This is a genomic window from Aeromonas sp. 602658, assembly GCF_049173005.1.
Taxonomy (GTDB): Bacteria; Pseudomonadota; Gammaproteobacteria; order Enterobacterales; family Aeromonadaceae; genus Aeromonas; species Aeromonas veronii_A.
The window spans coordinates 473334-485514 of sequence record NZ_JAAKRF010000002.1 but is presented as its reverse complement, the minus strand read 5'-3'; the positions used below and the strand labels follow the sequence as shown (position 1 = coordinate 485514).

Below are 12181 nucleotides of genomic sequence, written 5' to 3'. Positions count from 1 at the left end.
CATGACTGGCGGACAAATAGCAAACGTAGATCTTATCAAGCAGGTCAACAGTGCAGCCGTGTATCGGCTCATCGACCTGCAAGGCCCCATCTCCCGGGTCAAGATTGCCGAGTTGAGTCAGCTGGCCCCGGCCAGCGTGACCAAAATAACCCGGCAACTGATCGAGCATGGCCTGATCAAGGAGACCTCTCCGCAAGCCTCAACCGGCGGGCGGCGTGCCATCTCCCTGACCACCATCAAACATCGCTTTCAGTTTGTCTCTGCCAAGCTGGGCCGCGGCTATCTGCAACTGAGTCTCTATGACCTCGATGGCAAGGAGCTCGACCAGCACGTCATTCAGGTGACCGAGATCGACCAGCAACCCGTGGTCGACATGCTGCTGCGGGAGATTGGCGCCTTTATCGATGCCAACCGCGAACGTTGTCGCAACCTCATCAGCATCGCGCTGACCATGCCGGGTCTGGTCAACCCGGAATCCGGCATGGTCATCTACACCCCCAAGTACCAGATCCGCAATCTGGGGCTGGCGAAGCTGCTTGAGAACCACTTCAACCTCCCCTGCTACGTGGGCAACGACACCCGCTCTCTGGCACTGGCCGAACACTTCTTCGGCGAGTCCCGCGACTGCATGGACTCCATTCTGGTGAGTGTCCATCAGGGGACGGGCTCCGGGATCATCACCAAGGGTCAGGTGTTCCTCGGTCAGAACCGCAACGTCGGCGAGATCGGCCATATTCAGGTCGAGCCGCTCGGCAAGCGCTGCCACTGTGGCAACTTCGGCTGCCTCGAAACCATCGCCTCCAACGAAGCGATCATCGACAAGGTGAAGGAGCTCATCAGCCGCGGCCACCAGAGCGCGCTGCAGGAGAAGCACATCACCATTCAGGAGGTGTGCAAGGCGGCGCTGGCAGGTGATGAACTGGCCCGCAGCGTCATCGAGAACGTGGGTGAGCATCTGGGACGGGCAGTGGCCATCACGGTCAACCTGTTCAACCCGCAGAAGGTGCTGATCGCCGGTGAAATCACCGCCGCCGAAGAGATCCTCTTCCCGGCCATCCGTCGCTGCGTCGAGCATCAATCCCTGCCGAGCTTCCACCGTGGCCTGCCCATCGTGAAAGCCCGCTTCCAGAACCAGCCGACCTATGGCGGCTTTGCGCTGGTCAAGCGCGCCCTGCTGGAGGGAGATCTGCTGCAGATCATCATGGAGCAGAAGTAAGGCACTGACCTTGCGAGATAACAAAACGGCAGCCACTGGCTGCCGTTTTCTATTGTGTGCTTGCTGGCGGTTTAGCCCGCCCGGCACGGTTTGAACAGATCCAGAGCCCCGTCGTAAACCTTGGTCTGCACATCCATGATCCCCAGCATGGAGTGGAACAAATTATCGTGGGAGAAACGCTGACTGCTCGCCTCCGCTGCCAGGCAACCCATATCAAGCTGGCGATCGGCCTGTAACTGAGGCGAGAACCAGGTCAGCAGCGGCACCCGGGTCTGATCATCCGGCGCAAACTTGTAGGGCGTGCCGTGCAGATAGAGCCCCATAGCCCCAAGGGATTCACCGTGATCGGAGAGATAGACCAGCCCCACATCGTACTGGCTCTCCAGCGACTTGAGCTTGTCTATCAGCAGCCCCACCACCTTGTCGGTGTAGCGGATGGTGTTGTCATAAGTGTTGACCAGCTCTTCGTTGCTGCAGTTTTCGATGTCGCTGCGCGGGCAATCCGGCATAAAGACGCGCTCGCTGGCAGGGTAACGACGGAAATAGGTCGGGCCATGGCTGCCCATCAGGTGAAAGGCCACCAGCTTGTTGCCCTTCATGCCGGCAATCTGCTGATCCAGCCCCTCCAGCAGCACCTCGTCATAGCAGGACTCCCCCTGACAGAGCGCAGGATAGGATTTGGGGAGGATCTCGATGGTCGGCACATTGCGGCACACCCCTTTGCAACCGCCATCGTTCTCTTTCCACAACACCGAGACTCCAGCATGTTGCAGCACATCGAGCAGGCCGTCACGGGAGCTGGCAAGCTGGTCATCGTAGCCGCGGCGCGTGAGGTTGGAGAACATGCAGGGCACCGAGACGGCGGTGGCCGTGCCGCAGGAGCGCACATCCCTGAACGACACCACCCCCTGCTCTTTTGCCGTAAAGCTGTTGGTTGCCTTGCCATACCCGTTAAGGGAGTAGTTCTGGCTGCGTGCCGTCTCCCCCACCACCAGGAACATCAAAGTCGGCTTGCTTCCCCGTGCCACCACCCTGGCATCGGTCCCCAACTGCTGGTAGGGGATCGGTGTGGCAAACAGCACATCCCGCCCATATTTGTAGAGGCCGTGCACATAGTTGGCAGGCACAATCTCTTTGGCCAGCGACTTGTTGTTGCGCCCGACCGAGGCGTAATCCTGATAGTAAAGTGCCGCGACGCCCCCGATAAACAGCAGAGAGATAGCCAATACACATGCCCGCAACGCCACCCCCTGATACCAGCGAGCCGGATAGCGGATCCGCAGTGACCAGAGCACCAGAACAGGCAGCAGCCCGGTCAGCAGAAACCAGAGCGCAACCGAGCCATTCAAATAGGCCCACGCCTCACCACTGTTGGTCTCCACTATGTTCTGGATCATGCCGGCATCGAAGATGACGCCGTATTTGAGCATGGCGTAACTGACGATGGAGCCAGTCAGAATGAGCACAGTAAAAAAGGGCTTGAGCACAAACCGGAACGTGAAGGGAATAAACACGGCATTGAGCGCCGCGATCAGCACCAGCGGGATCGAGATGGCAAATCCGGCTTTGACATGGGTCAGGGCGCTGAGCACCGTATAGAAATGCAAAAAGATTGGCCAGTTCAGTACCAGGGCGAAAAAGAGCACCAGCAACAGATTGGTTTGCAGTACACCGAGAGTTACACGCATAAACAACTCCTACATACCGGCCTGCAGTGCAGCGGGCCGGCCAAGCCAACAAAAACGACGGGGCCAGCGTAGGAAGTAAAACTTAAGCGCGAATTAAGAGGAGAAGCACGGCGCTCGTGCGCCCCATCACAGCACGGGGTGCTCCGCTGCCCCGAAATGGATTTTTAGTTGTCTATCCATCGGATTTTGCTAGCTTGTTGAGTAGGCATTCCAGAAATGCAGGTTAACCGATGGCACTGATCCAAGCCTCCATAGAACAGTTGCGGGTAGGCCACTATATCCATCTCCCCACCGGATGGACCAACCACCCGTTTATGTTCAATGCCTTCAAAATCAAAGATCAGCAGCAGCTGGATATCATCCGCCACCTTGATCTGAGCCTGATGATGGTGGATCCGGACAAGAGCGATCTGCCTATCGAGCCACTGTTGCGTGGCGATATCCCCGATGCCGGGCCTGATCTTGATGAACTGGAAGAGCTGATTGCCTCGGGCCCGCCCCCCTTTGACGAGAAAGCCTTTCGCCGCTCCATGCGCGCCGCCGACAAGGCCTTTGGCCAATCCATCAGCGAGCTACGCGATGCACTCGGGGCGCTCAACCTCAAACCGGATGAAGGGCTGGCCAACACCGCCCAGATCGTCCGCAATGCCGCCTTCACCCTCAGTCAGCACGAGGGCCCCCTCGGGCTCCACCTGATCCGTAGTCCCCACACCGATGTCCTGCTGCAGCACAGTCTCAATGTGGCTTTCATTGCCATGCTGATGGCCCGCGAATTGGGGATGAATCCCATCGAGCTGGAAGAGACCGGCCTTGCGGGACTTATCCACGACATAGGTGAACTGAAAATTCCCAGCCAGATCACCCAAAAGCGTGGTGAGCTAAACAAGGCCGAGCAGAACTTCCTCAAGATGCATCCCCAGTACGGATTTGACATGCTGAACCAACTCAATGCCTTTGAGCCCAAAATTCGTCAGGTAGCCCATCTGCACCACGAACGGCTCGACGGCAGCGGTTATCCGCTGGGGATCAAGGGGGGGGAGATCCCGCCGCTGGCGCGGCTGATCGGACTGGTCGACTTCTACGACGAGCTGCTTCATCCCCGCAACAGTGGCACGCCGGCGGCACCGAGTCAGGCCATCAGCCAGCTCTACAAGTTATCCCAGAAGAAGTTCGACCAGAATCTGGTCAAGTTGCTGGTCAAGGTGCTGGGGGTCTACCCACCGGGCTCCCTGGTGAAACTCTCCGACGAGAGCATTGCGCTGGTGCTATCTACCGAACCCACCATGCCCCTCAAGCCGAAGATCCTGCCCTATATCAAGGCCCAGCGGCCGGAAGCGGTCGCCATGATCGATCTGCGGGAAGATGAACGCACCATCAGTGCCTTTATCAAACAGGAGGAGCTGGATGAGGGACAGCGGCAGTTCTTCAATCTGACCCGCCGCTTCTGTTACTACTTTGCATTCTGAGTTATCCCCAGAAGCTGGGGATAACTCATTGGACAAACCGGAATAATTGCTCAAACCCCCATCAGAAGGTTGCCAACTGACCATGTATAAAAAACGCCCAGCCAAGGGGCCGGGCGGAGCATGCCACCTCCGTGTGGCGTATCCGGCGGATACATTCATGCTCCATTCATCAATAGCAATCCATCACCTCTTACACAAATATCAATTTAACATGCTGATTTAATGTAGTTTTATCCAGTTTTTCTGGCAAACTGACGGCCCGTTGCGCCCAGTTGGGCCAACAGAACAAGATCCTGATCACACTTATTCACGGGCTGGTTGTTTTTTAGGCTGGCTGATGAGGCGCGTTTTTTATGCAGTTGGTTCTCTCTTTGTTACAGCAGATGAGCGTCAGCCTGGTGATCGCCTATCTCTTCTCGAAAAGCCCGCTGCTTCGCCCGCTTGCCAACTATTCAGTGAGGCTTCCTCACAAGATACTGATATACATAATATTTTCATGTTTTTGCATCCTCGGAACCTATGTAGGCCTCGATATCGACGATGCCATCGCCAACACCCGGGCGGTCGGCGCCGTCTTGGGGGGATTATTAGGGGGACCGCTGGTAGGCTTTCTGGTGGGGCTGACCGGCGGTCTGCACCGCTATACGCTGGGGGGATTTACCGATCTCGCCTGCGCCATCTCCACCACCTGCGAGGGGTTGCTCGGGGGCATAGTGCACTGGCGACTGATGCGCTCGGGGCGAACGGATGCCCTGTTTGAACCACGCATCGCCTTCTTTACCACTCTCTATGCCGAGATCATGCAGATGGTCATCATCCTGCTGGTGGCGACCCCGTTCGACAAATCCCTGCTGTTGGTACGCACCATCGCCACCCCGATGATTCTGGCCAACTCCTGTGGCGCGGCGCTCTTTATCAGCATGATCCGCGACCAGCAGCGGATGTATGAGAAGTTCTCCAGGGTCTTCTCCGCCAAGGCGCTCAATATCGCCAACCGTACAGTGGGGATCATGAGTCAGGGCTTTACCCCGGAGGCGAGCAACAAGATTGCCCGCATCATTCAGGAGGAGACCGGCGTGGGGGCGGTCGCCATCACGGACACCGAGCAGATCCTCGCCTTTATCGGCACCGGCGAAGATCATCATCTGCCGGGCACCCCTATCGCGTCAGCCATCACCATGCAGGCCATCGCCCGCAACAAGGTATTGTTTGCCGATGGCAACAGCCAGCCCTATCGCTGCAGTCTCTCACCCGCCTGCCAGCTGGGCTCTGTGTTGGTGATCCCGCTGCAGGGGGACAAGGGGGTGATCGGCACCATCAAGCTCTACGAACCGAAGAAGCGGCTGTTTCTCAAGATCAACCACACCCTGGGGGAAGGGATTGCCAACCTGCTGTCACAGCAGTTGCTGGCCGGTCGGCTGGAGCAGCATCAGCGGCTGCTGGTGCAGTCCGAACTCAAGCTGATCCAGGCCCAGATCAACCCCCACTTTCTGTTCAACACCCTCAACACCATCAGTGCCATCACCCGGCGCGATCCGGACAAGGCGCGGGATCTGCTGCTGCATCTGTCGCTGTTCTTTCGCAAGAACCTCAAACGCCAGAGCGGCCTTGCGACTCTGCAGGAGGAGCAGGAGCACTGCCAATCCTATCTGGAGATCGAGCTGGCCCGCTTTGGTGATCGACTGACGGTGATAAACGAGATCCCGCCCCATCTGGCCACACTGCGACTGCCCAGCTTCACCCTGCAACCGTTGATCGAGAATGCCATCAAGCACGGCATCTCGACCCTGCTGGAGCAGGGGCGCATTCGCCTCTGGACCGATGAGCAACCCGCCAGCGTCACCATCCATGTGGAAGATAATGCAGGCACCTGGCAAGCACATCCCGCTGGCGACGGTCTGGGCATGACCATTGTCGATCGGCGGCTGAAAAGCGCCTTTGGCGAGCGCTATGGCGTGACTATTGCCTGCGAGCCTGAGCAGTGGACCCAGGTCTCGTTCACCATCCCCAAGGAGCAACCATGATCCGCACCCTGATAGTCGATGACGAACACTACGCCCGCGAAGAGCTGAGGCAACAGCTGGCCTGCGATCCTGCCATCGAGATCGTGGGGGAAGCGGCCAACGCCATCGAGGCGCTGCCGCTTATTCAGCGCCTCAAGCCCGACGTGGTGTTCCTCGATATCCAGATGCCCAAGCTGAGCGGCATGGAGCTGGTCGCCATGCTCGACCCCCTGCCCCGCATTGTCTTTGTCACCGCCTTTGACGAATATGCCATTCAGGCATTTGAAGAGAACGCCTTCGACTACCTGCTCAAACCGGTGGAGCCCGCTCGGCTCGCCAAGACCCTCGCTCGCCTCAAGCAGGATATCTCCCCGCAGCCCATAGATCGGCTGGCCCCGACTATCGAACATATTCCGGGCTATCTGCACAATCGGGTCAGGCTGCTGCCCATCGCGCAGGTGGAGTATGCCTTCTCCGATCTGGGCGGGGTCCATGTGGCCTGTCAGGGCGAGCTGTTCCACACCCAGCTCACCCTCAAATCGCTGGAAGAAAAGAGCCCGCTGCTGCGCTGCCACCGCCAGTATCTGGTCTCCCCCAACGCCATCTTCGAGATCCGGTTGCTGGATAACCAGCTTGCAGAGATTGTCACCCCGAGCGGCGCCCGGGTGCCGGTCAGTCGTCGCTATCTCAAGGAGCTCAAAGATCAGCTGGGGCTGGACTGAACCGCGGAGTGTGCGCCGGATCACAGCCGCCAACCGCTCGGCACGCCAAAGCGCCGCTCGGGGAGTTTCACCTGCCAGTCAGGCGCAACCGTTTTAGACTCGCGCTGCACACTAAAAAATAACAATGCAGGAGCGTAGCAATGATCTGGTTCTTCCTCTGTGTCGGCTTACTTGTGGCCGGCTACTTCATATACGGCAAATTCATCGAACGGATATTCAGCCCGAAACCCGAGCTGAAAACCCCCGCCATCACCATGGCTGACGGGGTGGACTATGTCCCCATGTCGGACAAGAAAGTCTATCTGGTTCAACTGCTCAACATCGCAGGTGTCGGCCCAATCTTCGGCCCCATCCTGGGTGCCCTCTACGGCCCGGTCGCCATGCTCTGGATCGTCTTTGGCTGCATCTTCGCCGGTGCGGTACATGACTACTTCTCTGGCATGCTGTCGGTGCGCGCCAAGGGGGCCTCGGTGCCAACCGTGGTCGGTGAACATCTGGGCACCGCTGCCAAGCACTTCATGAACCTGTTTGCCGTGGTACTGCTGATGCTGGTGGGCGTGGTATTCGTGCTGAGTCCGGCAGGGCTGCTCGCCAACCTCACCTCCACCGATCTGGTCTACTGGATTGTGGCAATTTTTGCCTACTACATCCTCGCGACCATAGTCCCTATCGACAAGATCATCGGTCGCTTCTACCCCATCTTCGGCGCCCTGCTGGTGTTTATGTCGGTCGGCCTCATCGTTGGCCTGATCGTCTCCGGCAAAGGCTTCTACAACACCGGGATGGACTTCTCCAACCTGCACCCGACCGAGCTGCCGCTATGGCCGCTGCTGTTCATCACCATCGCCTGTGGCGCGGTATCGGGCTTCCACGCCACCCAGTCACCGCTGATGGCGCGCTGCATGCAGAACGAAAAATCCGGCCGCTTCATCTTCTACGGCGCAATGATCGGTGAAGGGATCATCGCCCTTATCTGGTGCACCCTGGGTCTCTCCTTCTACGACAGCACCGAAGCGCTCAACGCTACCATGGCCAACGGCGGCCCGGCAGCCGTGGTACACGAAGTCTCCACCAGCCTGCTCGGCACAGTCGGCGGCATTCTGGCCATCCTCGGCGTGGTGATCCTGCCCATCACCTCCGGTGACACCGCGTTTCGCAGTGCTCGCCTGATCGTGGCGGACTTCCTGAAGATGACCCAGAAGCCGCTGGCCAAGCGTCTGCTGATCGCCATCCCCATGTTTATCCTTGGCTTCATCATCTCCAAGGCTGAATTCGGGGTGATCTGGCGCTACTTTGGCTGGGCCAACCAGACCACCGCCGTCATCATGTTGTGGGCTGCGGCTGCCTACCTCATCAAAGAGGGCAAGCTGCACTGGATATGCACCATTCCCGCCATGTTCATGACCGCTGTGGTGATCACCTATCTGGCCAACGCCCCCATCGGGTTCGGGCTGGAGATGGGGACCTCCACCATCATCGGCCTGACGGCAACGGCGGCCATTACCGTGGCCTTCCTGATGAAGTTCCGCCAGCCGCTGGTCAGCAGTACCAGCGAAGGGTAAAGCAGCAAAAAATTGCTGCGAAAGCAGCACAAAAAAGGCGCCTGATGGCGCCTTTTTTAATGACAAAAAGACTAATAAGACAACTGTCGAACGGCTTCAGCTTCAATACAGCGAATAGCTTTAAGATTCCGGGCAAACTGACGATAAATGTGTGATTCTTAATTGCTTTAGTGCTTGTTGGAACCCATGATTAAGCTGTGCGTCATGCCAGTGGAGGTTATAAATGGCCCTTGATTATTTTGCCCTTGGTCTGCTCGTCTTTGTCGGGCTGGTCATTTTTTATGGCGTCATCGTTATCCACGATATTCCTTACGAGATTGCCAAACATCGGAATCACCCTCATCAGGATGCCATTCATGTGGCAGGTTGGGTCAGCCTGTTTACCCTGCACGTGCTGTGGCCCTTCCTCTGGATCTGGGCAACCCTCTATCGGCCGGATCGCGGCTGGGGCTTTAGCCAGCGGCTGCAAGAAGATGAAGAGGAGCTGGCGGCCCTCAAGCAGGAGTTGGCGGATCTGAAGAGCCGTATCAACACTATCGAACAGAGTGAGCAACAGGGATAAACCATGGACCTGCTACTGATCCTGACCTACACGGCACTGTGTGTCGCCATATTCAAAATCTTCCGCATCCCGCTCAACAAGTGGACCGTCCCCACCGCAGCACTGGGCGGCGTGCTGCTCATCGGCACCCTGATCATGCTGATGAACTACAACCACCCCTACTCCGAGATGGCGCGCAACTACTACGTCTCCACCCCCATAGTGCCGCTGGTCAAGGGCCGGGTGGTTGAGGTGCCGGTACAGGCCAACCAGCCGGTGAAAAAAGGGGATGTGCTGTTTCGCATCGATGACGAGCCGTTCCGCCTGAAAGTGGAGAGCCTCACCGCACGGGTCGAATCCAACCGCGAACACCTCAAGTCCATCGAGGCGAGACTGCGCTCCGCCAGGCTGGATCGGGATCGCGCCAGCGACCTGATGCGCCGTGGCGTGGGCAAGCAGCGCGACCTCGACGTCACCCAGGCCAACGTGGACGACATCGTGGCCCAGATTGACCAGCAGAAAGCCACCCTGAACGATCTGCAGGCCCAGCTGATGGAAGCCAAGTACCAGCAGTCACAAACCGTGGTCTATGCCCCGAGCGATGGTCATGTGGTGCAATTGGCCCTACGCCCCGGCATGATCGCCACCCCCTTCATGTATCGTCCGGTGATGACCTTCATCCACAAGGATGACACCGCCTACGTCGGCTGGTTCTGGCAGAACAGCATGCAGAGACTGGCGGTGGGCGATGAGGCCGAAGTGGTGATCGATGGCGTACCCGGCAAGATCTTCAAAGGCAAGGTGACAGCCGTGGTTCCGGCCATTGCCGCCGGTAACGTGCAGGCCAACGCCGGTCTGCTGGATCAAACCACTGCGGTGCGCCCGGGTCGTCTGCCGGTGGTTATCTCCATCACCGACCCCGAGTGGGCCAAGTATCAGGTAATTGCAGGCTCCAGCGGGCAGGCTGCCATCTATACCCACTACTTCCACCATGTATCTGTGATGCGCAAAGTGCTGCTGCGCATGGCAAGCTGGATGAACTACATCTTCCCGTTCCATTGATCAGCACCCAAGCACCCTGCGGGCCGGCATCATGCCGGCCCGCTGTTTTTGTGACGGCAAGCACCCTATAATGGCGCCATCTTGCACCACCCCACATCGACATACCCAAGCCTGCATGTTCGTTCTCAGACCCTATCAGACCGACGCCGTCAACGCCGTTATCAGCCACTTTCGCAAACACCCGGATCCCGCCGTGGTGGTGCTGCCCACCGGGGCCGGCAAGAGTCTGGTGATCGCCGAGCTGGCCCGCAAAGCGCGCGGTCGGGTGCTGGTGCTGGCCCACGTCAAGGAGCTGGTGGAGCAGAACCACGCTAAATACGAGGCGTGGGGGCTCAAGGCCGATATTTTCGCTGCCGGCCTGGATCGCAAGGAGGCGAGCGCCCAGGTGGTGTTCGGCTCGGTGCAGTCGGTCGCCCGCAATCTGGCGGCCTTCGACGGGGCGTTTTCGCTGCTGATCATCGATGAGTGCCATCGGGTCTCGCTCGATGACGACAGCCAGTACCATCAGGTGTTAGGCCACCTCAAGGCCGCCAATCCCGCCCTCAAGATCCTCGGCCTCACCGCCACCCCCTATCGGCTCGGGCTGGGCTGGATCTACCGGCGCCACTACCACGGCATGGTCAAGAGCCACGGCGAGCGGCTGTTTGGCGACTGCGTGTTCGAGCTGCCCTTGCGTTTTATGGTGAAAAACGGCTACCTGACGCCGCCGCGCATGGTGGATGCCCCCATAGTCCACTACGACTTCAGCAAGCTGGTGGCGAGGGAGAACGGCCTCTTTAGCGAGGCAGATCTCAACGGAGAGCTCAAGCGCCAGCAGCGGGTCACCCCCCATATCCTGAGTCAGGTGCTGGAGTATGCCGCCGACCGGCAGGGGGTGATGATCTTCGCCGCCACCGTCGAGCATGCCCGCGAAATTCACGGTCTGCTGGGCGCCCGAGGCCAGCAGGCAGCCCTTATCACCGGCGAGACGCCGGGGCCGGAGCGCGATGCCCTCATCAGCGCCTTCAAGGCGCGGGAGCTCAAGTTTCTGGTCAACGTGGCGGTACTCACCACCGGCTTCGACGCCCCCCATGTCGATCTTATCGTGATGCTCAGGCCCACTGAGTCGGTCTCCCTCTACCAGCAGATCGTGGGGCGGGGCCTGCGCCTCTCGCCGGGCAAGAGCGATTGTCTGGTGCTCGACTATGCGGGCAACAACTTCAACCTGTTCGCCCCCGAAGTGGGGGAGCCTCGCCCCCACGCCGGTACCGAGCCGGTACAAGTACCCTGCCCCGCCTGCGGTTTTGCCAACACCTTCTGGGGCAAGACCGACGAGGATGGCAAGGTGATCGAGCACTACGGACGCCGCTGTCAGGGGCTGTTTGAAGATGACGAGGGCAACCGTGAAGAGTGCGACTACCGCTTTCGCGCCAAGATCTGCCCCGGCTGTGGCGCGGAGAACGACATCGCCGCCCGCCGCTGCCAGAGCTGCGATCAGCTGCTGGTGGACCCTGACGACAAGCTCAAAGAGGCGCTCAATCTCAAGGATTGTATGGTGATCCGCTGTGCGGGGCTAACCCTCACAGCAGGGCGCGGCAAACAGGGGGAGCGGCTGGAGGTGACCTACCACGATGAGGATGGATTGACCCTCAGTGAATACTTCGGATTTCACTCCCCGGGCGCACGGCGCTTGTTTCAACAGCACTTTGTGCGTCATCATTGGCCCGCCCCGGGGCTGGAGCCCGAATTTGCCACCCTGGCGAGCGTGCTGGCCGCGCAAAGCCAGTTCCGTCATCCCGATTTTGTCATCGCCCGCAAATCGGGTCGCTTCTGGCAGATAAAAGAGAAAATTTTTGATTATGAGGGTCGCTATCGTACCGCCAACTCGATGACATGATGGCGACCGGCATACATGGCATGAATTGCGTTATCCCGTCGATCC

9 protein-coding genes are annotated in these 12181 nt (G+C 58.9%); 8 read left to right on the top strand and 1 reads right to left on the bottom strand.

The annotated features are described in order from the left end of the window. Position 1: 1 nt before the first annotated feature. Positions 2 to 1216 carry a DNA-binding transcriptional regulator NagC gene (gene nagC, locus G5253_RS04530; RefSeq protein WP_005334312.1) on the top strand — a complete coding sequence of 405 codons (1215 nt, stop codon included), beginning with the start codon at positions 2 to 4 and terminating at the stop codon, positions 1214 to 1216. 71 nt (positions 1217 to 1287) lie between these two features. On the opposite strand, the gene G5253_RS04525 is transcribed toward nagC, so the two are convergent. Further along, entirely contained in the window at positions 1288 to 2904 is a 1617-nt protein-coding gene (locus G5253_RS04525) for a phosphoethanolamine transferase (RefSeq protein ID WP_266134415.1), read from the bottom strand. A 230-nt stretch (positions 2905 to 3134) separates the two neighbouring features. Between G5253_RS04525 and G5253_RS04520 the strand changes: the two genes are divergently transcribed. From G5253_RS04520 to G5253_RS04490, 7 genes are all read left to right on the top strand, one after another. Beyond that, entirely contained in the window at positions 3135 to 4370 is a 1236-nt protein-coding gene (locus G5253_RS04520) for an HD-GYP domain-containing protein (RefSeq protein WP_266134416.1), read from the top strand. A 353-nt stretch (positions 4371 to 4723) separates the two neighbouring features. Then, positions 4724 to 6394 carry a sensor histidine kinase gene (locus tag G5253_RS04515; RefSeq protein ID WP_266134417.1) on the top strand — a complete coding sequence of 557 codons (1671 nt, stop codon included), beginning with the start codon at positions 4724 to 4726 and terminating at the stop codon, positions 6392 to 6394. Continuing rightward, a complete protein-coding gene (btsR, locus tag G5253_RS04510; protein ID WP_019445442.1) occupies positions 6391 to 7095 on the top strand; it encodes a two-component system response regulator BtsR in 705 nt (234 codons plus the stop codon). The genes G5253_RS04515 and btsR overlap by 4 nt, the downstream gene beginning before the upstream one ends. 140 nt (positions 7096 to 7235) lie before the next feature. Next, positions 7236 to 8657, top strand: coding sequence for a carbon starvation protein A (locus tag G5253_RS04505; protein WP_164537187.1), 1422 nt, complete (start codon positions 7236 to 7238; stop codon positions 8655 to 8657). A gap of 223 nt (positions 8658 to 8880) precedes the next feature. Next, positions 8881 to 9219 carry a DUF3302 domain-containing protein gene (locus tag G5253_RS04500; RefSeq protein WP_257124649.1) on the top strand — a complete coding sequence of 113 codons (339 nt, stop codon included), beginning with the start codon at positions 8881 to 8883 and terminating at the stop codon, positions 9217 to 9219. A gap of 3 nt (positions 9220 to 9222) precedes the next feature. Continuing rightward, complete coding sequence (locus G5253_RS04495; RefSeq protein WP_075115488.1) at positions 9223 to 10260, top strand: HlyD family secretion protein; 1038 nt, start codon at positions 9223 to 9225, stop codon at positions 10258 to 10260. A 115-nt stretch (positions 10261 to 10375) separates the two neighbouring features. Then, entirely contained in the window at positions 10376 to 12136 is a 1761-nt protein-coding gene (locus G5253_RS04490; RefSeq protein WP_266134418.1) for a DEAD/DEAH box helicase, read from the top strand. The last annotated feature ends 45 nt before the right edge of the window (positions 12137 to 12181 follow it).

Bases quoted from the DNA above. Each gene is read 5' to 3' on its own strand.
- nagC (WP_005334312.1), top strand. From the start codon at position 2: ATGACTGGCGGACAAATAGCAAACGTAGATCTTATCAAGCAGGTCAAC.
- G5253_RS04500 (WP_257124649.1), top strand. From the start codon at position 8,881: ATGGCCCTTGATTATTTTGCCCTTGGTCTGCTCGTCTTTGTCGGGCTG.
- G5253_RS04525 (WP_266134415.1), bottom strand. From the start codon at position 2,904: ATGCGTGTAACTCTCGGTGTACTGCAAACCAATCTGTTGCTGGTGCTC.
- btsR (WP_019445442.1), top strand. From the start codon at position 6,391: ATGATCCGCACCCTGATAGTCGATGACGAACACTACGCCCGCGAAGAG.
- G5253_RS04490 (WP_266134418.1), top strand. From the start codon at position 10,376: ATGTTCGTTCTCAGACCCTATCAGACCGACGCCGTCAACGCCGTTATC.
- G5253_RS04505 (WP_164537187.1), top strand. From the start codon at position 7,236: ATGATCTGGTTCTTCCTCTGTGTCGGCTTACTTGTGGCCGGCTACTTC.
- G5253_RS04520 (WP_266134416.1), top strand. From the start codon at position 3,135: ATGGCACTGATCCAAGCCTCCATAGAACAGTTGCGGGTAGGCCACTAT.
- G5253_RS04495 (WP_075115488.1), top strand. From the start codon at position 9,223: ATGGACCTGCTACTGATCCTGACCTACACGGCACTGTGTGTCGCCATA.
- G5253_RS04515 (WP_266134417.1), top strand. From the start codon at position 4,724: ATGCAGTTGGTTCTCTCTTTGTTACAGCAGATGAGCGTCAGCCTGGTG.